Raw genomic sequence first — 25,226 nt, 5'->3', positions numbered from 1 at the left:
TTTGAACAGGGCATGAGCTGCAAAATCTGTCGCATCTCTAATTTGCCCAAGTGTCGCATCTCTATATAGCTGTTATAATGAAAAGTTGCATAAGATAAATTATGGAACTTGTCTGAAAAATCTGGATCATACGCCGCAGAACTCCGGCGCATCAGAGCCCATTTCCCACATCAAAGCTCAGCTGCATTCCATCATATCCCGGTTCGACATGCGCCGGCGTTTCCTGCATCAGCACGTCGTAGTCCAGAGGCACATGCATGTGTGTTAGAACTGCTCGTTCAGGTCTCAATCGTTGAATCCAACGGAGCGATTGTTCTAGAGACAGATGACTTGGGTGGCGCTTGTATTGCAAGGCGTCAATGACCAGCGCATCCAGATGGAACAACTTATTGATGCTCTCCGGCGGAAAATCACTGACGTCACTGCAATAGGCAAAATTGCCTATTTTAAAGCCCAATGACATGATGTTCCCATGGTGCTGAAGCAACGGCTCAAATGCGACAGATCCGCCGGCACCTGTGATGACGACGGGTGACAGAGACGGATCAATAATGTTTGCTTCAACGATTGGCGGATACTGACTGCCCGCGGGCGTCTCCAGACAATACCGGAACCCATCTTGGATCCGCTCTATCGTTGGTGCGTCACCCCAAATCGGCGTTCGGCACCCATTGTGTTGAACGTATCCCCGTAGATCATCGATGCCGTGGATATGATCGGCATGTGGATGCGTGTAGAAAACGGCGTCTATCTTTTGAACTTTTGCAGCGATCATCTGTTCACGAAAATCAGGTCCCGTGTCTATGACGACAGTTGTCGTTCCGCCGTTGGGTGCGATTTGCTGAACCAACAGCGCGGCACGGCTGCGACGATTTCTTGGATTTGCCGGATCGCAGGCTCCCCAATCGCCATCAATCCGCGGCACCCCTGGTGATGAGCCGCAACCGAGTATAGTAAACACGCGCGTAGTTCTCATTTCCACGCCTTCATTGCAATTGATAGTGGCAGCGACGTTTCGGCAAACTTGAATACCCGCTAAATCGTATCATTCTAGCGCACCCCGTTCCCGGGTCGCTGAGAACATAATGTCTGGCCAATCTCGTTGCGTTCGCGACAACTCCCATTCATTCCGAGCAAAATAGACCGCGTTGCCAGCTCGATCCTCCGCGATATACGAGCGTTCAGCATCAAGAAAGTCTCTCATCCTCTCCTTGCTGATGGCTGATACCCAGCGGGCAGTTTCGTATGGCGAAGCCTCCAAGGATATTTCCACGCCATATTCGGCGTGGGCTCTTGCAGTCAGAACGTCGAACTGCAACGCACCAACTGCTCCGACAAACCAACTTGCCCCATATAGCGGGCGAAACACCTGAATGACGCCTTCCTCCGATAAATCGTCCAAGGCCTTGGCCAGTTGCTTCAACTTGGATGTGTCGGTGATCCTTATTCTCCTGATAATCTCGGGCGCGAAATTCGGGATGCCGGTTACCGTAAGCTCGCGGCCCTCCGTCAGAGTATCACCGACGCTGAGTGTTCCGTGATTAGGGATCCCGATGATGTCACCTGCCACGGCCTCCTCTGCCAGCTCTCGATCACGGGCAAAGAAGAACATCGGGTTTGCCACCTTCAGCTCTCGGCCACTGCGGATGTTTTTCAGTTTCATGCCGCGAGTGAAGCGACCCGAGCACAAGCGAACAAAGGCAATCCTGTCGCGATGATTGGGGTCCATGTTCGCCTGAACTTTGAATACAAAGCCTGAAACATCGGGGGCATCCGGACGTATGGGCGACGGGTCCGCAGCCTGCGGCACCGGTGAAGGTGCGTAAGCCGTCAAAGCGTCGAGCAATTCGCGTACACCTATATTCCGCAGTGCCGAGCCGAAGAAGACGGGGGTCAATTGCCCGTCTCGGTAAAGCTCCGGTTCGAAGGGTGGCAAGGTGATGCGAGCGATTTCGAGTGCTTCGAGAGAAGGGGCAAGCACATGTTCCGGCAGCTCCAAGGCGCGTGCCTCATCCAAGCGGACCTCTCGAATATTGCCGCCTGGGTAGAGAAACCGGTCGCCTGCCAAGTCCATCACGCCTTGAAAATCGACACCCATTCCGACAGGCCAAGCCATTGGAGATACATCCAAAGCCAGTTTTTCCATGATCTCATCCAGAAGTTCCAAGGGCTCAAGCCCTTCGCGGTCCACTTTGTTGATGAACGTCATGATCGGAATGTTCCGCAATCGACAGACTTCGAAGAGCTTCAGCGTTTGGCTCTCGATACCCTTCGCAGCATCCAGGACCATGATTGCTGAATCAACCGCAGTCAGCGTTCGAAAAGTGTCTTCGCTGAAGTCCGAGTGACCAGGGGTATCCAACAGGTTTAGAGTCAGCCCCTCATGCTCAAATGTCATCACAGAGCTTGAAATGGATATGCCCCGCTTTTGCTCAATCTCCATCCAGTCGGATCTTGTGCGACGCCGGTCGCCGCGGGCTTTAACTTCTCCGGCGAGCCGGATTGAGCCACTCTCGAGCAGCAGTTTTTCTGTCAGAGTCGTCTTGCCAGCATCTGGGTGCGAGATGATGGCGAATGTGCGCCGACCTTTGTAAGAGCACGTGTCTATTGTCTCCTGTGGTCGTTCCATGTGTTCAGATCGATTTTCCATACGCTCACCTCATACTAGAGCTTCATCGTCTCCCCATGCTTCGCCGTTCGATGAACCAGAACTTATGGAGGCGAAAGCGGTGACGCGAGCTTACGCATCCGTTGTCGCTTCGACCGTAGAATGATGAGCAGAGATGGCGCTGAGAGAGAGACAAACATCAGCGGCTCGACGAAGATCGTCGGAGAGTCTGATGCCTGAACGAAGTTCGGCTCCCACAAGGGCAATCCACTTGTTTTTTCGCTGTAAAGCAAAAATCGCGGCGCACATATCCGGGTCATCTGTCACGAAAACGAACCCATCCGTATGTTCGCAAGCTTCAAATGCGTGCAGGACAATATCCAGAGATACACTGCCCTCTAGATCATGATAGGAATCAATATTTTTCTTTTTTGTGGCTTTTTCCTTAACAATAAAACCATTGTAAGAAAGCCAATCGAGAAGCTTTCTCTTAGGAAAGACATCGTTGTAAAAAGGAACGACGCTGAAATATACTACATTTACCAACTGATATTTCGAGCGTAGAAACTCGACAAATTTGATGAAATCAAATCGAGCTGACTTCGATAAGCGGTCGACGTAGCCACCGTCGATTAAAACACAGCATTTTTGGGAGGGAATAATCTGCCGCAAACGTACCTCCGTTCGTCAGCACCACATCTGCAGGACGGAGCCAGATACTTGGCACCACCGAAACACCTCGAGCTCGGCTCGATACTTGCCAGGGGATCGTCGTCGAATGTACTGACAAGGCGGGGCTACAGACTAGTTCATGTTGGTCGAGGGATAGGCGCCCGACATAGCCACCACAGGGGTCCAGACTTCGTGTCGCCTTCGACAGGAACAGTGAAGGCTTACACAAGGAATTATGCAGCATGTTGGCTACGGTGTCCAGTTGGCATGATCACCGTGGCGGAGCCCAAAACCTGATCTGCGTTAATTAAAATGCAAGCTTTTGCCCCCTAGCGTCGGGGTGCGGGGCCGACATGGTCGCCGATTCAATCAATCAGCGAGAGTGGAGGTCGTTTATGGCTGCGATGGATTTGTTTACCCGGCGCCTGAAGGTCACGGACCGTTTAAGGCGGGTGGGATCCATCGTTCTTGTGGGTTGGCTCACCGCAGCCACGATGCCAACATCGGCAGTCGCCAACGCAAAATACGCGGGATATGTCATCGACGTGAACACGGGCGAAGTGCTTTACGCCGAGAATGCCAATGCGCGGAGATATCCGGCGTCACTGACAAAGATGATGACGCTCTATCTAACTTTTGAAGGCCTCGACGCCGGCAGGTTCCAGAAAAACACGCGCATCAAGGTGTCATCCCATGCGGCGTCCGAGCCCCCATCGAAACTGGGTTTGCAAGCCGGCGCAACGATCACAGTCGAAGACGCGATGTATGCCCTCGTCACGAAATCAGCCAACGATGCAGCCACCGCCCTGGGAGAGTTTCTCGGAGGTTCGGAAGCCGGGTTCGCCAAGATGGCGACCGGCAAGGCGCGCGCCTTGGGCATGAACAGTACAACGTTCCAAAACGCACATGGGCTGCCAGACTCCCGGCAGGTGACGACGGCTGCCGACATGGCCCGTCTGGGTATAGCGCTTCGCGCGCAGTTTCCCCATCACTACGACATCTTCGAAACGAGATCATACCGTTTTGGAAAAACCACTCTTCGCAGTCACAACAGGCTCGTCGGCAGTGTTGAAGGCGTCGACGGCATCAAAACGGGGTTCATCAACGCCTCCGGTTTCAACCTGGTCACATCCGTCAAGCGGGACGGGCGATCAGTCGTCGCCGTGGTCCTTGGCGGTCGAACAGCGGCAAGCCGCGACGCCCATATGCGCGCATTGCTCCAGCGACATCTTCCACTTGCCAGCAGGTCAATGCAAAAGAATGACGGCCAGCGAGTTCGGGACTCGATGGCAATCGCGCTTGCCGGTGACACCACAAAGATAGCACCTGTGCCTGGCTTCCGCCCTATCGACACCGGCGCAAGCACTGTCGCGCTCGCATCAACAATGCATGCTGACCCGGTAACCACCGGATCCGTCGGGGCTGACAGCCGTGCAGGAAACTGGGCTATTCAGATCGCAGCGGTGCCAGATCGTACCGGCGCTTTGGAGATACTTGAACAAGCAAGGAATAAATACGGAAATTTCCCAGCGTCTGTGGAACCTCTTGCCGTAGAATATTCCGATGGATCAAATGTGGTGTATCGAGCCCGATTCGTGGGCTTCGCAGACAGAGAAACTGCTTGGCATACCTGCAGTGCTCTCAAGCAACACGGATTTGCATGCTGGGCAACCCGTTGACGATTGCTTCCGAGCTTTGCCAAAGTCGCCTTCCTTGTATGGCGGCCCTTCCCTAGGAAAACACGTTGTCATCGAAGTGGATGACAACGAAATCCGCGAACTGAGAGAGCGCGTTCGCGGATCGTTGGGTGCCACGCGCTACTCACCAGGAGGAACTCACTGCCGCTCCTCCAGGACCTTTAGGTCCAGTGTTTACGCTTATGTCGTTCAGTTGCCGTCTACAGCGGCTGAAACTCCCGAGGATAAAAGGCCTGGTTGCGTGGCGCCGTATAGATCAGCCTACGCCGCGCTTGGCTTTCTCGCACCTCGTCGTCAAACTTGTCCATGTCCCAGCGTTCGCGTATTTGTTCTTCTGAATTTCGCCGCCAAGCCGGCAAGAGACGGACTGCATCACCGGATTGAGGGGGCTCGGGCCCGCTTTTGGCGTTGGGCCAACTGCGTTGCGATTCACAAGACTATTGGTCGCGTGCCCAGGTCTTCCCGGCGACATTCACGGTTAGGTGGCGCTAGCCGGATGTCCGTCTTTGGCCTTCCCGAGCAGAAACTCGGCATCGGGTTGCCGGACACATCGAAACTCACGATGGATGATCGACTGAAAACATGACCGAAGTAGAACGAGAAGAACGAGAGCGCCTGCAAGCATGCCGCGACCGTATCACCGAAAACCTTCAAGTGATCAGCTCACGCCTGAGTTCGTCGGCGAAAGACATCCGCGAGACCAATGAGTATATGTGGGAAGCACGCCGCGACCTTGACCATATCGACAAGATCGCCATGCGTCAGACGATCGACCAAAAAACGCGTTCGGCCGAATTGCTGCGGGATCGCCGGTCCAAGCTCCAGAAACTGCAAGATTCGCCATATTTCGGGCGCCTTGATTTTACGCGCATGGACCGAAATTTAGCGCAAGCAATATATATTGGCGTGCATGATTTCCGCGACGAGGAGAGCGGAGAGACGATGGTCTACGACTGGCGTGCGCCGATCTCTTCCCTCTACTACGACTTCGAGACCGGCCCTGCGCGCTATGCCGCGCCGTCAGGCGAAATCGCCGGGTCGATTGAGCTCAAGCGACAGTTCCGGATCAGGGACGGTGAATTGGAGTTCATGCTGGATTCGGCGGTGAATATCGTCGATGACCTGCTGCAGGAAGAGCTCAGCCGTTCTTCTGACGAGGGCATGAAGCAGATTGTCGCCACGATCCAGCGCGACCAGAACGCGATCATTCGCGATGGGGAGGCGCACACGCTGATCATCCAGGGCGTCGCCGGCTCGGGAAAGACATCAATAGCACTCCACCGGATCGCGTTCCTCTTGTACCGCTTCAAGGACTCGTTGACCTCCGACGACATGCTGATCATATCGCCAAACCGTGTATTTGCCGACTACATTGGCAATGTGCTTCCAGAACTCGGCGAGGAGAAGGTGGGCGAGATCGGCATGGAAGCCTTGGCTGACGAGCTGCTTGCCGGCAAATTTCGCTTTGAGACATTCTTCGACCAGGCCTCCAGGCTGCTCGACAGGAAGAACGAAGATCTGAGGAAGCGCATCCGTGCCAAGGCGCAGCTCGGCCTGCTGAAGAAGATCAATGAGTATGTCGACCATTTGGAAGAAAGCTCGTTCCAGGCAGCCGAGTGGCGGCCCGGCCTCGGCAAGATCGTCCCTGAATGGCACTTCCGTGAGGCTTGGGACAAGCATCGCGGGCTACCTGTTGGAAGGCGCATTGCAGAGGTGGTGGCGACGACGCAGCATAAGGTCTTCCAGCACTACAGGGTAGAATTGGACACTCACCAGCGGCAGGACTTGCGCTCGACTGTGAAGGCGATGGTACGACCGACCGGATTGCGCGCCGCCTACAAAGGCTTTTACGACTGGCTTGGCAAGCCCGAGCTATTTCGACCGTCCGCCAGCAAGCTCGAGTGGTCAGACGTCTTCCCGTTGCTGTGGTTGAAGATGAAGCTGGAAGGCATCGACAATCCCCGCAAAGACGTCAAGCATTTGCTCATAGATGAGATGCAGGATTATACACCCGTTCAATACGCCGTACTCGGCAAGCTGTTTCCCTGTCGTAAAACGATTCTCGGAGACGCTTCTCAATCCGTCAGCCCATTTGGCTCGTCAACCGCCGCTGATATTCAGAAGGTTCTCAAGACCGCGCCTCCGGTGAAACTGACGAAGAGCTATCGCTCGTCCTACGAGATAATGCGCTTCGCTCTAGGCATCTCCCCGAATGAGGAGCTTGTGCCGATGCGGCGCCACGGCGAAAATCCAAGGGTCGTAATTGCTGACAACAAAAAACAACTTCTTGCCGAAATTGCAACTGAGGTCGCGGATTTTCACGTATCCGATCATCGCAGCCTGGCAATCATAGCGAAAACGCAGAAGGAAGCTTCAACCCTTCAAACGGCACTGAACCAGAACCAGGTCGAAGCGGCGTTGCTTGACGCCGATAGCCATGGTTTTTCCCTTGGGGTCGTTATCTGCACCGCCCATCTCGCAAAAGGGCTTGAGTTCGATCGCGTCATCATCCCCGACGCCAGTGCCGAGCAGTATGAGGACGAAATGGATCGCAACCTACTCTATGTCGCCTGCACCAGGGCCATGCACAAGCTCACGATCTTTGCACTTCGCAAAGCTTCTGGCTTGCTGCCCAAAGGCGCCTCGTCCACATAACCAGACGCCGGCATAGACGCTCAAGCTGCGCTGCGCTTGACGCCTTTGTCTGCGAGACCGTCGAGGCACAGCTCAAAAAGCTCACGCTGCGCCGGTACCTTGAAGGCAGCGATAGCTTCCTCGCGGCTGAACCAACCGATCGCTTCAATCTCCGCCGCCTGCCGGTGAATGGATGTGGCGAATGGCAGCTGACAATGGAACAGCTCTGCCAGTTGTCCATCATGATCAAGAGCTCGCTTGGCCTTGTATTCCGGCGAGTAGCAGAATTCTGAACGCAGCCCCAACGACTTGGCCCGATCCGCCAGCTTTGCCGGGAGGCCAAGTTCTTCTTGCAGTTCTCGGCTCACCGCCTGTGCTGCCGTCTCGCCAGCCTCTACACCGCCGCCAGGTAAGGTCCAACAATCGGGATCATAGCCATGCGGACGGACCAAGAGATAGCTGCCGGCTTCGTCAGTAACAATTGCGCGTACCTTTCGGCGCAGTTTTCGACCATCCACGATTGCGAACGATGTCATACGAAATCCTCCCTTCCGGTCCTTTAGCGACATTGTCAAGACCGGCTCAGGATCTCGTTAATCGGCCGATGTGATCTGCCGAAAGGGTTAACGCGAAACGACTTCTTTCAGTGTCTCGGCTTATAGTCTGCGTCTCGTCTTCACCGTTGCTAGCGGGGATGCCGATCGATTGACTACGAGCCAGAGCATGAAAGCGCAAACGTTTGAGAATAATGCCCCTCTCAGGAGCGGACAGCGGCCAGTTTTAAGGTCGGTCGGCGCTTCTCCAACATTTCGAGCGCCTCCAGAAAAGCATCCCGCAAGGCATAGCCAACAAATTGGCCGGCCACGTCTTCGCACGGCCTGAGAACAGCCAAGACGGGAGTAAGCCCAGAAGGCACACTATAGTCTTCGGGGGAACAGTCCAGTGTCTGGCAGATTTTTCGTGCCAGTGAAACATAGGCGTTCACCACGAACGCTTCGCCAACCCGCAGCCGGTGAGCAATCCCTTTGAAGTCGGCAATACCGTCTTCAAAACTCGCATGGCATCTGAGGATTGGCTGCAGTCGTTCGACATCGCGCTGGCCGGCAAAGATCAGCACTTCGAACAGTTCCATTGCTCCCGGTAGACCCGAACACCGATTGTCACGCAAGGATTTCACTCTGTCCATCAGCATCGTCTGCAGTGTTTCGACAACTGCCTCCTGTGAATCCCCTTCGATGGAAAGGACTTTCTCCGTTCCGATATAGGCGATTCCTCTGAAAGAGCCTGCCTGTTGAGCGGCTATGATGCGATATCGTTCGAAAGCAATATCGGTGCGCTCGCGCAACTGAGGGCTTGTCAGGTTCTTCTTCAACAAAGCTTTCATTTGATCCTCCTTTTCTAATGTTGGGCGTGTCGTTGTGACGATTTGCGAATCCGGTCTCCTCCATCCAGTTGGCTGACCAGAACTTCGGTGAGCGCTATCAGCCCCGCTACGGAAGAGGAAACCCGGAGGGCCGTGATCACGACAGCGGTGGCATCCAGGATCCCTGCCTCTTCGGCCTGGCATAAACGACGTTCGCGTAGATCGAACGTGCGGCCGCCGGAGGGTTGGTCAAGCATTGTCTGGACTTCGTGCGCGCCCAATTCGCCCGCGCTGTCAATTAAGGTTCGTGCCGGCACCAGCAAAGCTTGTCGTAGAATTTCGATCCCGATCGTGGTTGTCGCATCATCAACTGTTTGAGAGCCGAGCCAACCGGCGGCATCTACCAGAATAGCCGCTCCGCCGGGCACATAGCCTTGATCCAGTGCGGCCCGAACAGAGGCCGCACATTGGGCCGCGCGCTCCATCCGTTCGCATGAAGCGCTATCCCCGATCTCGCCAATCGAAATCAAGGCCGCCCGCGTCACTCGCTCCGCCACCTCTTTAGTCGCTTGATCTGTATAGGGAAGCTCAAGGAACACCTTGTCATTAGTAATAACGCAGCGCCGGCTGGAGTGTGGCGAACTTGCTCGGAAGCTCTCTTGTAGCTCTTCAACTGCATAAGGGAGGCGCGACATTGCCAATGAAACGAAATGGAATCTTTGAGAATCAAGCTCAGCGGGTATAGTAGCTCGAAACGTAGGACAAACGCGTTGCGCCGCTATAAGGACGTCCGTATCGGATGCCTTGGCTTCCTTAAGGTCGTGGTTGATCTGGTCCCATGTCTCCAGTACGCCGGGATAGATCACAATGTGGGGGTTCACCAAGACGGCAGAATTGCACGGGTGATCGAAGCGAACATGAGAATGTGCGTCTAGGAGCAGTCCGTCTATCACCTGACATGAAGAAGTCTGCGACGGTTGCAGGAAAACCGCAGATGGATCTTGAACACACGTAAACGCCTTAACAAAAAGGTCGACGAGAGCATCATCGAGACCGGCGGCCGAACGGGCAACTGCGAGCAGTTCGGTCGGCCGGGTCAAGGGCTTTGACTGTTTTATGATGAATTCTTCAGCCATCTGGGAAGCGATCCGGATTCCGCGGTAAACCTCCGTTTGGTTTCCTGCCAAGACATTTTGACGATAGCTCTCGGCTGCAATGGCATGGGCCAGTACCGACGCCAATGTCGTGCCGTCGCCTGCGTGTTTTTTCACCTGCAGCGCGACATGGCACAGCAGATGGGCACCTGCATCCTCACAAGGATCTGAAAGGCCAAAACACTCAAGAACCCTCGCACCGCATTTTGTGCTGCGAATCTGAGGCGCATGATAGTCGACGGCAACGGTCCAACCACAAGGACCATATGTCATTTGCGCCGCCTCGAGCGCGCTTTCCATGCCTTTAAGAATCCCCATGCGGGCTTCGTGCCCGTGCATGATTACTGACTTGTTCACAATCATCTCCGTCTACAAACCCGGCTGCACACGACTGCTCCCGCAGAGCGCGGGATGTTCAGCTCAAAAAGTCGGAGAATTGATCGAGCATCAGTTTCCGATCGCGTGTCTCCATGAGGATGAGCCTCATGCCGAATTCATCGTCAACCAGCTTGACGCTGCCACCACCGAAGATGCGTGCGTATCGATGAATGCTCTTCGCAGTCTCCATCGAAGTACCGGACTTGAAGGAAAGCGGCGCGGCTGAGGCCTGTTCTGCCCGCTCCAGGGAATTGCATTCCACCACGGGCCCAGAACCGAAGGGGTTGAGCGCATCGTCCGCAAGATTTTCAAGGAAGGGTGATGCCTGAAAGGTTTCGCTCGTTCTATCCATGTCGCTCCTCACGAGGTTGTGCAGGCGCGACGCAGAGCGGTTTGCCGGTAGGCAAACCGTCAGCACGGAGCTGTGGACGAATTCCATCTCTCGACAGACGCCCAAGCTTGCGCATAATAGTGCGCTGCGTCGTGCTGCGGAGATAATCGTCCCATCGATAGAGGGGATAGTTGCACAGTATCGGAGAAAATCTGCCTTGTGTAGTAATTTCTCTTGTTTACGCTGCCGCGCGTCCAGCGACCTCTTCCGCTGAGACATTATTGTCCGCCGCAAGCACGCGATCTCGGCCCGCCGACTTCGCGGCGTAAAGAGCCGCATCCGCTTGAGAGATTAGGGCATCAAGATTGCAGGGAAGCCTTTGAACGACAGTTCCAGCGGAGACAGTGACCGCAAGCGTTCGGCCGTGTCTGTCGATCGACAAGCTTCGCACGGCTTCTACAAGATCCTGCGCGATACGGGTGGCCTCAAGGGCTCTCTTTCCCGTCAGAATGATTGCAAATTCTTCTCCGCCGATACGACCAAAAGCCGCAGCGTCATCAACGTCGGTATCCAGCCGTTCGCGCAGGCGGCTCGCCACCGCTTTGAGAACCGCATCACCGGTCGCGTGGCCATGCGTGTCATTGAGCGCCTTGAATTCATCTATGTCGAGCATCACAGCCGCGATTTCCGAGCCTTCCTGGCCGCCTTCAACGATTGCTTCTGAAGCCGCGTAGAAATGACGTCGGTTCGGAACGCCGGTCAAGGCGTCTGTGTTGGCCAGGATTTCGAGATCTTGGTGGGCACGAACAAGCAGGTGCGTTTTCCTTACGAGAGGAAATATGAGAAGCGGAGAGAGGACGAATGTAACACCAGACACGAAGAGGCCGGTATGGGGCCCGAACTCGGATGCTGCAGACCGAGGGCCGGAACAGAGCCAGCCGGCCAAGCCGCAGAGAGCGGAAAAGCCTGTGGTCATGATCGCCGTTTTCAGAAACGTCTTCGTGCTCAACAGTGAGGCTCCATTGCTTCGCAAGAAATTCTGAAAGAAAGGAATTAACCTTTCGATAACGCCGAAGATAAAGTCCTAACGATCGGCTTGACGTTTGATGTAAGGGCAAGCCGCGTAGAGAAACAGGAACATTACAGACATGAGGCTCGCCTGGTGTAGCAACCAGGACCACCCGTTCTCTGGCGCGTTATCTCCCGTCTGCTTTGTAACCCTCGCGAGAATATAGATTAGCAGCGCAGCGGCAAACAGGATCGAATTTCGACTGAAGGCAAAGTCGCGGAGCTGCGAAGCGCACAAGGATGTTTGGCTTGGGTCAGCTCGAGCCATCAGAATAACAAGTGCGGCAACAATGACCAAGGCACCGACCGACACGATACCAAATCCGAGAAACTGCGATCTTGCTTCAATGTTCAGCATCACGAAAAACATCATGCAAAGCACGACAGAAAACACGCGTTCCGCGCCGCGAGTTGCCGAAACGCCATAGGCGCTTGCAATCAACGCGTAGACACACACCATCGTCGTGATCTGAAGGATCGTGGCGGATCCCGCCTGACTGTTCGTCGTCGATCCCATCTGCAGCAGCACAAGTGATACGACGACGTTGACCGCGCTCATAAAGACGAAACACCGCAGAAGAAGCCGGTCAATTTCATAGATTTTCATAGCTGCTCGCCTCCCGGTTGATTTGCATCCCTTTCCAACACTTTCCGATATTCGAGCTATGGAGCCTCCTCGAAGGTGAATTGAACCTCACGGACCCGGAATAGTGATGCGTCGAGAAATGATGCACAATTGAGGTCAAAGAGCGCGACGTTGTGGCCATCCTGTGAGAATGCCGTCTTGTAGATTATTCCATCATAGCCTTCGGTCTTGAAGACCTCCGCCAGTATCTGCGTCGCAGCATAACCAGCTGTGTTGTCGCTGCGCACCACCGGTCTGGAGAAGGCATAGTCGATATGAGACCACACCTGATTTTCGACGTCATCACTCACCAACTCGGCATGTTTGCCGTTGAACGGCTGCGCAAAACGGCTGCAATCGACGACCACGAGATCCCGAAGAGCTTCGAAACGGGCCACTGATAGGATAGACCCTATGCCCGGCCGGACTTCCGACATCGCCGCTTCCCGATCGGTAGCAAAATACAGGCTTGGGATGCCTTTCGGGTTCACTCTCCCCTCGTAGGCGCGGTCATCCCATGGCTTCATACGTGCTTCGGGATGCGGCAATGGAATGCGTCGTCCGGCGGCCACATCGTCTGTCCAGCGATGCCCGATCTGGGCTCGCCAGAAGACAGTCCCTACGCTGATTGTGTTCAGGCGCTTAGGACAGGTGGTAACCACCGCATCAAGAAAGCCCGCCGCCCTGGCTGAACGCACGTACCGCGACTGGCGGGTCACCTCGTTCTCAAAGTGCCAGAAGGCGTTGACGTCCTCGAAGCGGGTCGCATTCATGGACTTTCTCCTGTCACCTAGCGAAACAGCACCACCGGCACCTTGCAGGATCGGATCATCTCCGTGGTGGTCGAGCCGATGAAGAGGGAGCGCAGCCGCGAATGGCTATAGGCGCCCATGGCGAGAAGGTCGAAACCTTCCTTTTCCACCATGTCCGAGATCACCTTGTCGGCCGCACCCTGCACAAGGGCGACTTCCGGGGCATAGCCCGCGGCCTTGAGGATCACAGCGGCATCATCGAGCTTCTTGCGGTTCTCGCTCGTGTCCGCACCTGCCATCACCACCTTGCAGCCTAGACCGTCAAGGATTGGGCTGCGGGACACCTGGTCCACCGTCTTCATCGCCATGGTGCCGCCGTCATAGGCGATCAGCAGCTTGCCAACCGGCTTGAAGGCGCGCGAGGCAATGACGATCGCCTTGTGTGTCGAGCGCACGACACGTTCCAGGTTGGAGCCGAGATGGCCCTTGGCAAAGTCGGCACCCTCCCCCCGCTTGCCGATAACGATGATGTCGGCATTGGCTTCAAATTCCAACACGGTGTCGACCAGATCGCCGTTGCGCAGCTTCGTCTCGACATTGGCAACGCCAGCCTCGTTGAGCCGGGCCTTTGCCTCGTCCAGCAAAAGACGCCCACGCTTGTGGGCGACCTTCGCCTTCTGCGCATCGAGTTCGGCCAGTTCTTCGAGAAGTGCGGTGCGGGCACCGAGCCCGATATTGCCGCTGAGGTTGACGGGCTCAGAGGCGAGATCCCGCCTGCCGATGACGTGGAGGAGCTCCACCGTCACGTCGGTCTTGCCTGCGATCCAGGCGATGTGGTCGCATACGCTCTGGGCATAGGCGGAGCCGTCGATCAATCCAAGTATTTTTATCATTATTTTCCTCCCTTAATGGCCCATCAGGCGCTCCATAGCGCCGGGCTTGTCATGTATGGCGAGCTTGTCGACGATGGTCTCGCTGGCCTGGTTGAGGCCGATAATCTCGACATCGGCGCCTTCACGACGGAACTTCAGCACGATCATGTCGAGGGCCGCGACGCTGGAGATATCCCAGATATGGGCGTGGGTGACATCGATGGTGACCTTGTCGAGAGCCTCCTTGAAGTCGAAGGCCTTGTTGAAATCGTCGACCGAGGCAAAGAAGACCTGCCCTTCGACGGTGTAGGTGCGATGTGCGCCGTCCGCCGACAGAGCCGAGGTGATGCGGAAGATCTGCGAGATCTTCCAGGCAAAGAAGACGGCAGACAACAACACGCCGATCAACACGCCGATGGCGAGGTTGTGGGTGTAGACCACGCCGATGACGGTCGCGATCATGACGATCGACGACGAGCGCGGATGATCCTTGAGGTTCTTGATCGAGGACCAGGAGAAGGTGCCGATCGAGACCATGATCATGATGGCGACCAGCGCTGCCATCGGGATCTGGCTGACCCATTCGCCCAGCACCAGGATCATGAACAGCAGGAAGACGCCGGCGCAAAAACTGGACAGGCGGCCACGGCCTCCGGACTTCACGTTGATCATTGACTGGCCGATCATCGCGCACCCCGCCATGCCGCCCAAAAAGCCGGTGGCCGTGTTGGCAATGCCCTGGCCGACGCATTCGCGGTTCTTGTCGCTCGGCGTGTCGGTCAGATCATCGACGATCTGCGCTGTCATCAGCGATTCCAGCAGGCCCACGACGGCAACCGCTACGGAATAAGGCAGAATGATCATCAGGGTTTCGAGGTTCAGCGGAATCTGCGGCAACAAGAAGACCGGCAGGGTCGAGGGCAGCTCGCCCATGTCGCCGACAGTGCGGATGTCGAAGCCGAACCAGATCGACAGCGCAGTCAGAACCACAATGCAAACGAGAGGCGACGGTATTGCGGTGGTGAGGTAGGGAAGCAGATAGATGATCGCGAGACCACCAGCCACGAGGACGTAGGTGAGCATGGGAACGTTCGTGAGTTCCGGCAACTGCGCCATGAAGATCAGGATGGCGAGCGCGTTGACGAAACCGGTCATCACCGACTTCGACACGAAACGCATCAAGTAACCGAGTTTGAAGATCCCGGCGATGATCTGAAGGATGCCCGCCAGAATGGTTGCCGCCAGCAGATATTCGACACCATGTTCCTTGGCCAAGGTGATCATCAAAACAGCCGTTGCAGCGGTTGCTGCTGAGATCATACCAGGCCGTCCGCCAACAAACGCGATGAGGACGGCGATTGAGAAGGAGGCGTAGAGGCCGACCTTCGGATCGACGCCGGCAATGATCGAAAATGCAATGGCCTCAGGAATGAGGGCCAGTGCCACGACGACGCCCGCAAGCGCATCGCCTCTGATGTTGCCAAACCATTCGGTTCGCATTCGGGTTATTGTATCATTCGACAAAATGGGACTTCTCCTTATCCGCTTTTCGCAAGCGGGCGGCGTGTGGGTGTTGGCCGCCAAATGGTGACGACAATGAATACAAAGTGCAGTTATTCCGCGGCGCGGCTGGACTGAGCGACCGTTGACACTTCCATTTCGCGAAGCAGGCTTTCGGCTTCCTGGATGTAATCGCGACGCAGCGGCACGGCGGTTTGTTCTCGCGCAAGTTGGATCTGAAACACCATCATGCCCTGGTGACGGAATGCCGACTCCGACGAGGCAAGATAGAACTCCCACATCCTGGCAAACCGCTCGTCGTAAAGCCCGACTGCTTCCTCGCGTCGTGCCATGAACCGATCTCGCCAGGCTTTCAGGGTCTCGGCATAGTGCAGCCGCAGGATCTCGATATCGCAGACAATGAGCCCCTGGCGCTCGATCACAGGCAACACTTCTGAAAGTGCCGGGATGTATCCGCCGGGAAAAATGTACTTATGGATCCACGGATTGGTATGGGATGGCCCGTCGCTGACCCCGATCGAATGCAACACCATCACACCATCAGGCTTCAGGAGAGACCGCGCCTTCGAGAAAAATTCGTCATAATGGCCCACGCCGACATGCTCGAACATCCCGACGGAAACGATCCGGTCGAATTGCTCTTCAAGATGCCGATAGTCCTTCAGGTGAAACCGCGCCTGTGCGGCAAGATTGCGCTCCTGTGCCCTTTGGTTCGAGATTGCAAATTGCTCTTGCGAGAGCGTGGCCCCGGTGACTTCAGCTCCGGTCATCTCCGCCAGGTAAAGTCCCAGACCACCCCAACCGGAGCCTATATCGAGGACCTTCTGGTCTGGCTCGATCAAGAGTTTCGCCGCGAGGTGGCGCTTCTTGGCAAGTTGCGCTTCTTCCAAAGAACTGTCGGCCTCCTCGAAATACGCACAGGAATATTGGCTGTCGCTATCGAGGAACAGTCGATAGAGGGAGCCGTCGAGGTCATAGTGGTGGGCCACGTTGTCTTTCGCCCGCCCGACCGGATTATGCTGGTGGAAACGCTTGCGCAGCCCCGTAAGCCAGCGATGGAACCTTGCCGGGCCGGTCAGCGAATTGACGCTGGTATTCGTGAAGACCAGTTCGAGAAAAGCGTAGATATCGCCCTCTTCGACGACGAGCTTCCCGTCCATGAAGGCTTCCCCGAACGCGAGCTCGGGATTGAGCATCAATGACCAGAGTGTGGCAGCGTCCTTGATGTGAAGCGTGATGGGCTCGCCAGTGCGATCCCCAAATGTGGCGCGACGGCCTGAGGGATAGATGATCGACAGATGACCGATCTTGATGTGCTGTGTAACAAAGCGATCGAAAAACGATGACATTCAATATCCTGAATACGTCGTTCCCCATGGAAAGCACGCGCGTGTCTCAGCATATTCGGGTTACGAATACGCCGTTTGAACGTGAACACCGATAAGCGTCATGCCGGGCGAAAAGACCAGCGCAACAGACGGGTTTCAGGCGAGCAGATTTTCCATGGGAATAACCAACGGGGACTCGAAGCAGTCGAAACGACTGTATGGAGTGAACTTGTGGCCGGGGGATAGGCGCCCGGAGAAGCCACCCGCCGTGGCGGGTCCGTGATAACGGCATTATTTGGCAGAATGGCGCAGATTGCAAGGCATATCTGCTATGCAATGAACGCATAACAAGGAAGTTCGATCTCACCCACTTACCGGCAAGCAAGCTACGAGGGTGCGGCGGCACCCGAAAGTGAGGGCACTAAACTACAGAAACGGTGTCGTAAGGCTGGACATTTGCTCAAGCCGCATGGCAAACGACCCACTTATAATTCTGTTCAGTTGTCCAAGTGGCACCTCCAATTGATAACCTGAAAGGAATTGAAATGACCGTTATTTCTGAAGAGAAACAACTTCTGCATCTCGTTTTTGGTGGTGAATTAACGAGCCTCGAGGGAATGCAATTCAAGGATCTCGACAAGCTCGACATTGTAGGAATTTTCCCGAACTACGCCGAGGCGCTTTCCGCATGGCGTGCCAAAGCCCAGCAAACTGTCGATAATGCTGCCATGCGGTATTTTATCGTTCACATGCATCGGCTTCTCGAACCCGGTTGATGAGCCGCAAACGATCCGCCAAGGCGGTGAACATCAACGAAATTTCCATGGCCTGCTACCGGCGGCTAGCGGCCTGCAAGGCAACGATCCCGAACTGGCCCTCTGAGCAACTGTTACCCGCCTTCGCAGGCACATTGGCCAGAGTCCAAAATCGTAGGACGAGAACACGAAGGGATCCCGGGGACAGTCTAATCCAACGAGCGAAAGCGCTCTTATCCCCGTGGCATGCTCGTCGTGCCGCAATATAAGCGTTACGCCAACAAACATAAAAGGATCAGCATGACGGACAAAAGCGCTACTTTGAAACTCGGTGACAAGACGGTCGACCTGAGCGTCAAGGCCGGCACGATCGGCCCTGACGTCATCGACATCGGCGCCCTTTACAAGCACACGGGTACGTTCACCTACGATCCGGGCTTTACGTCCACGGCATCCTGCGAATCCAAGATCACCTATATCGACGGCGACGAAGGCACGCTGCTGCATCGCGGCTACCCGATCGAACAACTTGCTGAAAAGGGCGACTTCCTGGAAGTCTGCTACCTGCTTCTTTACGGCGAACTGCCGACGGCAGCTCAGAAGAAGGACTTCGACTATCGCGTCACGCACCATACCATGGTGCATGAGCAGATGAGCAAGTTCTTCTCCGGCTATCGCCGTGACGCCCACCCGATGGCCGTCATGGTCGGCACGGTCGGCGCGCTCTCCGCCTTCTATCACGACTCGACGGACATCACCGATCCGCACCAGCGTATGGTCGCAAGCCTTCGCATGATCGCCAAGATGCCGACAATCGCGGCAATGGCTTACAAGTATCACGTTGGCCAGCCTTTCGTTTACCCGAAGAACGACCTTGATTACGCCGCCAACTTCCTGAACATGTGCTTTGCCGTTCCTTGCGAAGATTACAAGGTAAACCCTGTTCTTGCCCGCGCCATGGATCGCATCTTCATCCTGCACGCTGACCATGAGCAGAACGCGTCGACCTCGACGGTTCGTCTGGCTGGTTCCTCCGGTGCAAACCCGTTCGCATGTATCGCAGCTGGCATTGCCTGCCTCTGGGGCCCTGCTCACGGCGGCGCCAACGAAGCAGCGCTCAACATGCTTAACGAAATCGGTTCTGTTGACCGTATCCCTGAGTACATTGCCCGCGCCAAGGACAAGAACGATCCATTCCGCCTGATGGGCTTTGGTCACCGCGTTTACAAGAACTACGACCCGCGCGCCAAGATCATGCAGAAGACGATGTATGAAGTGCTTGAAGCAACGGGCAATGGCGATGACCCGATCATGCAGGTTGCTCTTGAGCTTGAAAAGATCGCCCTGTCCGATCCTTACTTCGTCGAGAAGAAGCTCTACCCGAACGTTGACTTCTACTCCGGCATCACGCTGAAGGCTCTCGGATTCCCCACAACCATGTTCACGGTTCTGTTTGCACTTGCCCGTACCGTTGGCTGGATTGCACAGTGGAACGAAATGATCGAAGATCCGCAGCAGCGCATTGGTCGTCCGCGCCAGCTCTACACCGGCGCACCACAGCGCGACTACATTCCGGTATCGCAACGAAAGCCAAGCCACGACCGGATGCGGCGAACGGGCCAGCCTTAGACCGATGAGGGAACACGACTTCGGTAGACCGAACGCCTCGTCATCCCGCCCAGCGTCAGAGCCTTCCGGGATGGCGCAGTTCACATTGCTGCAATTTCTACTACACAAACTCGAGTAGGCCGGTTAAAGTATCGCTGTTCCCAACCCAGTATTGGGGACGGCCTTTTGAGATTGGTTCGCATGCGGCGGAAGCGGCGCGCACCGTGAGGTCGTCCGTTTCAGCAACAGATGCTCCGGCATCTGATTGATGCCTCATTGTTGCTCCTCGTCTCTCGGGTCTCATGCAAAATGGGAGGCCATTCAATGGGATCAAAGTTCAGTCAGCAAGAGGACAGGTTGATCGCACGTCTTCTGATCGGGAAGCCGCAGATTACGCTACAGGAGATCAGGCGCCTTGTTCCTGGCGCGCGGCATCTCGACGAACATGCGCTTTCGCAGAAGATCGAATACCTGCGACGAAAGAACGGGGCAAATTCGCATGTCGCAGGGCACCATATTCGCAATAGCCAAGGGAGGACATGAACGTGAAACTCGCAGTTGGAGAGACTTCGATCGAGTGCATGCAGAGCAACGTCGATAATCAAAGCGACGTCGACGCGCTCTTTTACTATCTTGCTGAAACACATGAGCATCCGACCGACGGGGTGCAATCACCCACCGTCGATCTTCGTCCTGGCCAGTCAGTTCTGGAACCGTTGCCCGGTTTTCCTGGCAGGCACAGGATCGTGGCAAGGGGACCCGAGGCTGTCGATGACAATCTGGCCACCGAGATCTTCAAGTGCTGCCTTGAAAATGCGCTTGCGCTCTGCGAACAGGAAGCTATCCGGTCTGTTGCGCTGCCCCTCACCGAAGGAATGATCACAAGAGTACCGGTCGCGCACGCCGCCGAGATTGCCGCTGAGGTCGTTATTGATCACGCCCGCCGGGGCGGAAACCTGAAAGTTATCCGATTTGCATTGTCGAGTGCTCTGGAACTAAATACCCTGCCGCGGCATCTCATTAGAGCTGCCGCCTCGGATCACTGGATACTCGCCGCGTCCAATGTATGAAACCACAAAAGCAAAAGGCCGGGACTTAGCCCGACCTTCCTCATCCGCCTCAACGCCGTTGCCAGTACATCCGTGGTCAACGCTGGAGGCAAATCCCTTGGCCATGATGATACCCAACACAAACCGGAATTCAACCCCGCCATATTAACGCGAGTGCCAGGTTCCATGACGGATATACAAAGGATAGCTCAATGAGCCGCTTTTTCAAGGAACTGGACTACAGGCCGACGCCTCTGGGGGCACTGACGTTGCGATGGCGGATCGATCCTGTCTCAGGCGGCGAAATCTACGAGATCAAGCTCGGCGATGATTTTCTCATGTCGAGCATGTTCACCGAATCCGAGAAGGCTCTGGCGACCATCGCGCTGGAAGAACCGGGCATCGGCTCGGATCTCGATGTCGTGGTCGGCGGACTTGGCCTTGGGTTCACAGCCGCGGCCACTTTGAAGGATCCGCGGGTCAGGTCGCTACTGGTAATCGACGCGCTCCCTGAAGTAATTGAATGGCATGTCGAGGGACTGCTGCCTTTGAGCGGCTCGGTGGCCGGCGACCCACGAACCCGCCTCATCGCTGGCAACTTCTTTGATATGGCGAAAAGGGGAGCGTCATTTGATCAGGAACACCCAGCGCGCCGCTTCGATGCAATCTTGCTAGACGTCGATCACTCGCCGAGCAAGGTCCTCCATCCGAGCAACCTTGAATTCTACACTGCCGATGGCCTCGCCGGGATTTTGGACAAACTGAAGCCAGGTGGAGTGTTCGCGCTTTGGTCCAACGAACCGCCGGAAGAAGGCTTCACACAGGTCATGCGCCAAGTGTTTGCGCAGGCACGCGCAGAGGAAGTGCGGTTCCACAATCCCATACAAGGAAATGAGGCTGTACAGGCCGTTTACATCGCCCAGGTCTGATCGACTGCCAGCGGCGCCATTACGACGCTACGGTTTTGTCTTGATTTCGGATAGATTTGCCGCAATATTGCCGCAGTCAACGGACCCGTTCACGGGTGGCTTCTCCGGGCGCCTATCCCCCGGCAACCCACAAAATCCAGCATCGCTACTGTCTTCCAAAGTTCCAGCCGGAACTCTCTAAGCCATAAATCCACTTTTGGCCCAGTCCATTGCGAAGCGATCATTATCCGTGTTAGCGACATGAATAATCAACCAAATCAACTCCGGATCGACCTCCTCCCAGCGTCGCCGGCATGGAGACCAAAACCTTGAATCGCGATTTCGTAGGAACCCTCAAAACCGAATGGTTCGGCAATATCAGAGGCGATGCGCTTGCAGGTCTCGTCGTGGCATTGGCTCTCATTCCTGAGGCCATTGCGTTTTCGATCATCGCCGGGGTCGATCCGAAGGTCGGCCTTTATGCCTCCTTCTCGATCGCCGTCCTCATCGCCTTCGTCGGCGGTCGTCCCGGTATGATTTCGGCCGCCACTGCCGCCACCGCGGTCCTCATGGTTACGCTGGTGCGTGACCATGGCCTCCAATATCTCTTGGCAGCCACCGTGCTCGCTGGCCTTCTGCAGATCGTTGCCGGCATCTTCCGCCTTGGTTATCTCATGCGCTTCGTGTCGAAGTCCGTCATGACAGGCTTCGTCAATGCCCTGGCGATCCTGATCTTCATGGCGCAGTTGCCGGAACTGACGAACGTTCCTATGCTCACTTACATCCTGGTCGCGGCCGGCCTGGGGATCATCTACCTCTTCCCATACGTGACGAAGGCAGTGCCTTCGCCACTGGTCTGCATCGTCGTTCTGACGGCCTTGTCGATCGGTTTCGGTTTCGACATCCGCACTGTCGGCGACATGGGTGAGTTGCCCTCCACCTTGCCGATATTCCTCATTCCGCAGATCCCGTTCAACCTCGAAACGCTGATGATCATCCTGCCGTATTCCGTGGCAGTGGCAGCCGTGGGTCTTCTGGAATCTCTGATGACGGCGCAGATCGTTGATGATCTAACCGACACTCCGAGCGACAAGAACCGTGAATGTATTGGCCAGGGCATCGCCAACACGGCAACCGGCTTCATCGGCGGCATGGCGGGTTGCGCGATGATCGGCCAGTCGATCATCAACGTCAAATCAGGCGGCCGGGGACGGCTCTCGACATTCTGCGCCGGCGTCTTCCTGCTGTTCATGATCCTGGTGCTCGGCGATCTCGTCAGCCAGATCCCGATGGCAGCGCTGGTGGCGATCATGATCATGGTGTCGATCGGTACCTTCTCCTGGTCCTCGATCAAGAACCTGAAGGATCACCCCCGCTCGTCTTCCATCGTCATGCTGGCGACCGTAGTAGGCGTCGTTTACACCCACAATCTCGCCATTGGCGTTCTGATCGGCGTGCTGCTGTCTGCCGTATTCTTCGCCTGGAAGATATCCCAAATCTTTCGCATCACCTCGGCTTTGTCGGCTGATGGCGCACATCGTACCTACACAGTTGAAGGACAGGTGTTCTTCGCGTCAGTCGACGATTTCAACAAGGCGTTCGACTTCAAGGAATCGCTCGACAAGGTCACCATCGACGTCACCCACGCCCATATCTGGGATATTTCCAGCGTCGCAGCACTCGACATGATCGTGCTCAAGTTCCGTCGCGAAGGCGCCGATGTGGAAATCATCGGCCTCAATCAGGCCAGCGAAACCATCGTCGACAAGCTCGCCATCCATGACAAGCCCGGCGCGATGGAACGCCTGATGGGCCACTGAGGGAGGATCAAAAAATGACAAGAATACTTGGACTGATCGACGGATCGCCTTACGCCCAGAGCGTATGCGACCACATTGCCTGGATAGCCGGAAAGGCCGAAGTGACCGTGGAGCTCCTCCACGTCATCGGCAGGCGGGATCTCGCCTCTGAGCCGGTCAACCTCAGTGGCAATATTGGGCTTGGTGCCCGCACTGCGCTTCTTGAGGAACTGGCCGAACTTGATGCGCAGAAGGCCAAGGTCGCCCACAAGCGAGGGCGTCTTTTGCTGGACGAAGCAAAGGCCCGGTTCAACGAGGCTGGTGTTGCAAACGTCGAGACGAAGCTGCGCAACGGCGATCTCGTCGACACCGTGCTGGAGTTCGAGGCCAATGCCGACATCGTCGTCATCGGCAAGCGTGGCGAGGGCGCTGACTTCGCCAAGGGCCATCTCGGATCCAACCTGGAACGTGTCGTGCGCTCGACCCATAAGGCAATCGTCATTGCCTCGCGCGCCTTCAAGCCAGTGGGCAAGCTGCTGATCGCCTATGACGGCGGCACAATGGCCATGAAGACGGTGGACCAAGTGTCGCGCAGCCCGATCCTCGACGGTCTCAGTTGCAAGGTCGTGATGGCCGGTGCGGATACGCCCGACAATCGCAAGAAGCTCGATGACGCGGCTGTGCTCCTGAAGGCCGCAGGTTACGCGCCGGAAGTCGCCCTCGTGCAGGGCGCGGCCGACAAGGTGATCTCGGACATGGTGGAAAAGGAAGGTTTCGACCTTCTCGCCATGGGTGCCTATAGCCATTCGCGGCTGCGCTCCCTCTTCATCGGCTCGACCACCACGGAGATGATCCGATCCTGCAAGGTGCCGGTCGTCATCTTCCGCTGAGATCAGGACGGGCGGGCGCTTTGTCCGCCCTCTTATCCGGAGGAGAACCATTAAGACTATCGAGGATCGCGATGTCGTCGAGATGTTCAAGAATCGTCTCGAACAAGAACTGGTTGAGACGGTTCGGCTAATTGACGAAAGTAGTGAATACCGCGCTCCGGTCGAGCTCGACCAACAGAGCGTCGGGCGATTGTCTCGCATGGACGCAATGCAGAGCCAAGCCATGGCGCAGGATATCACGCGCCGCCGCCAGCACCGGAAAGTTGCGATTGAACGGGCCTTGATCCGTATCCGTGATGGCGAATTTGGCTATTGCGCTGGGTGCGGGGAACCGATTGCCGTGCGACGGCTGGAGATAGACCCCACATTCGAGGCCTGCGTGCGTTGTGCGCCTTAGCTGGTGCAAGCGTTGGCAAGGAAAAAAGGAGCGATTCATGTCGCGAGAACAACAGACCCTCTTTCTGATTGACGGAAGCCACTATGACCGCTTGCGGTCGGTATTTGAAACGCCTCTTAATCTGAAAAAACTGGCACAGGTTGCAAGCGGCGGATCGCCGATCAGCCAATCGAACTACTATCGTGATGCCCGTGATGACAATGAAGCCGAGCGTCTCCGCTCGTTGTTCGGTTGGCTGGAACACAACGGTTTTTCCGTCAGGGGTCGTACCCATAAGAAGAGTGAGCCACGCGAGCGGTATGGCACCAACCTCGTCCAGATCGCCGTCGACGCAATCCTTCTGGCCGAACCCGGTGACCACGTGATTATCGTCGCGGCAGACGCGAAGCTTGTGCCCATGTTCGAGGCGCTGCGGGAATACGACATCAAAGTGACCTTGGTTTCGACCCTCAACGCTCCCGACACCATTGCGCCGCCGTCGATCCTCATCGAAGCCGCGAACACTTTCGTCGACCTGGCAACTTTGGTTGCGGACTTGGCGGTAGAGAAATCAAGCTCAAAGTCATCAGAGGAAGAGTGACGGAGCCCCGTAGGGTCTGGTATCCTGCTAAAGCTTGTTACAATCGCAAGTCCAATCCCCTCCCCACGTTTTGAAGCGCCCGGTCTTTGGCCTCTGGCGTACACCGCTTTGGATGACGAGAAATGTTCCGGTCCTATATTGGTTTCGCCAGCCTCAACTGGGGGTCAGAACAAGAGCTGCTCGAAATCGTACGCTAAGACCGAACGGAGCGGGAACGTCATGCAGCGCGGAGGATTC

Annotated in this window: 23 protein-coding genes and 3 other annotated features; of the genes, 10 read left to right on the top strand and 13 right to left on the bottom strand. The window is 56.0% G+C overall.

All coding sequences use genetic code 11. From position 1 onward, the window contains the following. Positions 1-151: 151 nt before the first annotated feature. The 3 genes from JNC80_RS18905 to JNC80_RS18895 form a co-directional block, all read right to left on the bottom strand. Positions 152-976: an MBL fold metallo-hydrolase gene (locus tag JNC80_RS18905; protein WP_376711284.1), complete on the bottom strand. Its 825-nt coding sequence runs from the start codon at positions 974-976 to the stop codon at positions 152-154. Positions 977-1,045: 69 nt separating this feature from the next. Beyond that, positions 1,046-2,650, bottom strand: coding sequence for a peptide chain release factor 3 (locus JNC80_RS18900; protein WP_376711283.1), 1,605 nt, complete (start codon positions 2,648-2,650; stop codon positions 1,046-1,048). 90 nt (positions 2,651-2,740) lie between these two features. Further along, a complete protein-coding gene (locus tag JNC80_RS18895; protein WP_376711282.1) occupies positions 2,741-3,280 on the bottom strand; it encodes an NYN domain-containing protein in 540 nt (179 codons plus the stop codon). A 140-nt stretch (positions 3,281-3,420) separates the two neighbouring features. Next, positions 3,421-3,468 (bottom strand) — a sequence feature (sul1 is cis-regulatory element that is thought to sense ions involved in sulfur or methionine metabolism; They are found in Alphaproteobacteria). Between the two features lie 165 nt (positions 3,469-3,633). On the opposite strand from JNC80_RS18895, the gene JNC80_RS18890 reads away from it, so the two are divergent. Next, positions 3,634-4,959 carry a D-alanyl-D-alanine carboxypeptidase gene (locus JNC80_RS18890; protein ID WP_376711281.1) on the top strand — a complete coding sequence of 442 codons (1,326 nt, stop codon included), beginning with the start codon at positions 3,634-3,636 and terminating at the stop codon, positions 4,957-4,959. A 600-nt stretch (positions 4,960-5,559) separates the two neighbouring features. Next, positions 5,560-7,632, top strand: a complete 2,073-nt coding sequence (locus JNC80_RS18885) for a HelD family protein (protein ID WP_376711280.1) — start codon at positions 5,560-5,562, stop codon at positions 7,630-7,632. 20 nt (positions 7,633-7,652) lie between these two features. Here the strand turns inward: JNC80_RS18885 and JNC80_RS18880 are convergent, their stop codons facing one another. The 10 genes from JNC80_RS18880 to JNC80_RS18835 form a co-directional block, all read right to left on the bottom strand. After that, positions 7,653-8,147, bottom strand: coding sequence for an NUDIX domain-containing protein (locus tag JNC80_RS18880; RefSeq protein WP_376711279.1), 495 nt, complete (start codon positions 8,145-8,147; stop codon positions 7,653-7,655). A gap of 221 nt (positions 8,148-8,368) precedes the next feature. Continuing rightward, positions 8,369-8,995: a hypothetical protein gene (locus JNC80_RS18875; RefSeq protein ID WP_376711278.1), complete on the bottom strand. Its 627-nt coding sequence runs from the start codon at positions 8,993-8,995 to the stop codon at positions 8,369-8,371. A 14-nt stretch (positions 8,996-9,009) separates the two neighbouring features. After that, positions 9,010-10,485 carry a TCP-1/cpn60 chaperonin family protein gene (locus tag JNC80_RS18870; protein WP_376711277.1) on the bottom strand — a complete coding sequence of 492 codons (1,476 nt, stop codon included), beginning with the start codon at positions 10,483-10,485 and terminating at the stop codon, positions 9,010-9,012. A gap of 58 nt (positions 10,486-10,543) precedes the next feature. Then, positions 10,544-10,858, bottom strand: coding sequence for a hypothetical protein (locus tag JNC80_RS18865; protein ID WP_376711276.1), 315 nt, complete (start codon positions 10,856-10,858; stop codon positions 10,544-10,546). A 217-nt stretch (positions 10,859-11,075) separates the two neighbouring features. Continuing rightward, complete coding sequence (locus tag JNC80_RS18860; RefSeq protein ID WP_376711275.1) at positions 11,076-11,846, bottom strand: GGDEF domain-containing protein; 771 nt, start codon at positions 11,844-11,846, stop codon at positions 11,076-11,078. Positions 11,847-11,921: 75 nt separating this feature from the next. Further along, the gene (locus JNC80_RS18855) at positions 11,922-12,512 is read right to left on the bottom strand and encodes a hypothetical protein (RefSeq protein WP_376711274.1); all 591 of its coding nucleotides are present in this window, start codon (positions 12,510-12,512) and stop codon (positions 11,922-11,924) included. Between the two features lie 56 nt (positions 12,513-12,568). Then, positions 12,569-13,303, bottom strand: coding sequence for an RES family NAD+ phosphorylase (locus tag JNC80_RS18850; RefSeq protein ID WP_376711273.1), 735 nt, complete (start codon positions 13,301-13,303; stop codon positions 12,569-12,571). A gap of 17 nt (positions 13,304-13,320) precedes the next feature. Beyond that, positions 13,321-14,175, bottom strand: coding sequence for a universal stress protein (locus JNC80_RS18845; RefSeq protein WP_376711272.1), 855 nt, complete (start codon positions 14,173-14,175; stop codon positions 13,321-13,323). Between the two features lie 12 nt (positions 14,176-14,187). Next, positions 14,188-15,654 (bottom strand): SulP family inorganic anion transporter, encoded by a 1,467-nt coding sequence (locus JNC80_RS18840; protein WP_376711271.1) that lies wholly within the window; start codon positions 15,652-15,654, stop codon positions 14,188-14,190. 113 nt (positions 15,655-15,767) lie between these two features. Further along, complete coding sequence (locus tag JNC80_RS18835; protein WP_376711270.1) at positions 15,768-17,024, bottom strand: cyclopropane fatty acid synthase; 1,257 nt, start codon at positions 17,022-17,024, stop codon at positions 15,768-15,770. A gap of 208 nt (positions 17,025-17,232) precedes the next feature. Then, positions 17,233-17,285, bottom strand: a sequence feature (sul1 is cis-regulatory element that is thought to sense ions involved in sulfur or methionine metabolism; They are found in Alphaproteobacteria). Positions 17,286-17,548: 263 nt separating this feature from the next. Between JNC80_RS18835 and JNC80_RS18830 the strand changes: the two genes are divergently transcribed. The 8 genes from JNC80_RS18830 (at position 17,549) to JNC80_RS18795 (ending at position 24,989) form a co-directional block, all read left to right on the top strand. Then, the gene (locus JNC80_RS18830; protein ID WP_376711269.1) at positions 17,549-17,779 is read left to right on the top strand and encodes a DUF4170 domain-containing protein; all 231 of its coding nucleotides are present in this window, start codon (positions 17,549-17,551) and stop codon (positions 17,777-17,779) included. Positions 17,780-18,058: 279 nt separating this feature from the next. Then, complete coding sequence (gltA, locus tag JNC80_RS18825) at positions 18,059-19,387, top strand: citrate synthase (RefSeq protein WP_376711268.1); 1,329 nt, start codon at positions 18,059-18,061, stop codon at positions 19,385-19,387. A gap of 518 nt (positions 19,388-19,905) precedes the next feature. Beyond that, positions 19,906-20,436 carry a macro domain-containing protein gene (locus JNC80_RS18820; RefSeq protein WP_376711267.1) on the top strand — a complete coding sequence of 177 codons (531 nt, stop codon included), beginning with the start codon at positions 19,906-19,908 and terminating at the stop codon, positions 20,434-20,436. Between the two features lie 191 nt (positions 20,437-20,627). Beyond that, entirely contained in the window at positions 20,628-21,344 is a 717-nt protein-coding gene (locus JNC80_RS18815; RefSeq protein ID WP_376711266.1) for a polyamine aminopropyltransferase, read from the top strand. A gap of 78 nt (positions 21,345-21,422) precedes the next feature. Next, positions 21,423-21,473, top strand: a sequence feature (sul1 is cis-regulatory element that is thought to sense ions involved in sulfur or methionine metabolism; They are found in Alphaproteobacteria). A 164-nt stretch (positions 21,474-21,637) separates the two neighbouring features. Next, entirely contained in the window at positions 21,638-23,143 is a 1,506-nt protein-coding gene (locus JNC80_RS18810; protein WP_376711265.1) for a SulP family inorganic anion transporter, read from the top strand. Between the two features lie 14 nt (positions 23,144-23,157). Continuing rightward, on the top strand, positions 23,158-24,012 hold the full coding sequence (locus JNC80_RS18805) for a universal stress protein (RefSeq protein ID WP_376711264.1): 855 nt from the start codon (positions 23,158-23,160) through the stop codon (positions 24,010-24,012). A 199-nt stretch (positions 24,013-24,211) separates the two neighbouring features. Continuing rightward, on the top strand, positions 24,212-24,409 hold the full coding sequence (locus tag JNC80_RS18800; protein ID WP_376711285.1) for a TraR/DksA family transcriptional regulator: 198 nt from the start codon (positions 24,212-24,214) through the stop codon (positions 24,407-24,409). A 37-nt stretch (positions 24,410-24,446) separates the two neighbouring features. After that, a complete protein-coding gene (locus tag JNC80_RS18795; RefSeq protein ID WP_376711263.1) occupies positions 24,447-24,989 on the top strand; it encodes an NYN domain-containing protein in 543 nt (180 codons plus the stop codon). The last annotated feature ends 237 nt before the right edge of the window (positions 24,990-25,226 follow it).

Source organism: Pseudochrobactrum lubricantis, from assembly GCF_041929865.1.
GTDB lineage: Bacteria > Pseudomonadota > Alphaproteobacteria > Rhizobiales > Rhizobiaceae > Pseudochrobactrum > Pseudochrobactrum saccharolyticum.
Note: the sequence above shows the minus strand (reverse complement) of the source record. Positions and strands in the feature narration are given on the sequence as shown.

Bases quoted from the DNA above. Each gene is read 5' to 3' on its own strand.
- JNC80_RS18905 (WP_376711284.1), bottom strand. From the start codon at position 976: ATGAGAACTACGCGCGTGTTTACTATACTCGGTTGCGGCTCATCACCA.
- JNC80_RS18900 (WP_376711283.1), bottom strand. From the start codon at position 2,650: ATGGAAAATCGATCTGAACACATGGAACGACCACAGGAGACAATAGAC.
- JNC80_RS18890 (WP_376711281.1), top strand. From the start codon at position 3,634: ATGGTCGCCGATTCAATCAATCAGCGAGAGTGGAGGTCGTTTATGGCT.
- JNC80_RS18885 (WP_376711280.1), top strand. From the start codon at position 5,560: ATGACCGAAGTAGAACGAGAAGAACGAGAGCGCCTGCAAGCATGCCGC.
- JNC80_RS18880 (WP_376711279.1), bottom strand. From the start codon at position 8,147: ATGACATCGTTCGCAATCGTGGATGGTCGAAAACTGCGCCGAAAGGTA.
- JNC80_RS18875 (WP_376711278.1), bottom strand. From the start codon at position 8,995: ATGAAAGCTTTGTTGAAGAAGAACCTGACAAGCCCTCAGTTGCGCGAG.
- JNC80_RS18865 (WP_376711276.1), bottom strand. From the start codon at position 10,858: ATGGATAGAACGAGCGAAACCTTTCAGGCATCACCCTTCCTTGAAAAT.
- JNC80_RS18855 (WP_376711274.1), bottom strand. From the start codon at position 12,512: ATGAAAATCTATGAAATTGACCGGCTTCTTCTGCGGTGTTTCGTCTTT.
- JNC80_RS18850 (WP_376711273.1), bottom strand. From the start codon at position 13,303: ATGAATGCGACCCGCTTCGAGGACGTCAACGCCTTCTGGCACTTTGAG.
- JNC80_RS18845 (WP_376711272.1), bottom strand. From the start codon at position 14,175: ATGATAAAAATACTTGGATTGATCGACGGCTCCGCCTATGCCCAGAGC.
- JNC80_RS18840 (WP_376711271.1), bottom strand. From the start codon at position 15,654: ATGCGAACCGAATGGTTTGGCAACATCAGAGGCGATGCGCTTGCGGGC.
- JNC80_RS18835 (WP_376711270.1), bottom strand. From the start codon at position 17,024: ATGTCATCGTTTTTCGATCGCTTTGTTACACAGCACATCAAGATCGGT.
- JNC80_RS18830 (WP_376711269.1), top strand. From the start codon at position 17,549: ATGACCGTTATTTCTGAAGAGAAACAACTTCTGCATCTCGTTTTTGGT.
- gltA (WP_376711268.1), top strand. From the start codon at position 18,059: ATGACGGACAAAAGCGCTACTTTGAAACTCGGTGACAAGACGGTCGAC.
- JNC80_RS18820 (WP_376711267.1), top strand. From the start codon at position 19,906: ATGAACGTGAAACTCGCAGTTGGAGAGACTTCGATCGAGTGCATGCAG.
- JNC80_RS18815 (WP_376711266.1), top strand. From the start codon at position 20,628: ATGAGCCGCTTTTTCAAGGAACTGGACTACAGGCCGACGCCTCTGGGG.
- JNC80_RS18810 (WP_376711265.1), top strand. From the start codon at position 21,638: ATGGAGACCAAAACCTTGAATCGCGATTTCGTAGGAACCCTCAAAACC.
- JNC80_RS18805 (WP_376711264.1), top strand. From the start codon at position 23,158: ATGACAAGAATACTTGGACTGATCGACGGATCGCCTTACGCCCAGAGC.
- JNC80_RS18800 (WP_376711285.1), top strand. From the start codon at position 24,212: ATGGACGCAATGCAGAGCCAAGCCATGGCGCAGGATATCACGCGCCGC.
- JNC80_RS18795 (WP_376711263.1), top strand. From the start codon at position 24,447: ATGTCGCGAGAACAACAGACCCTCTTTCTGATTGACGGAAGCCACTAT.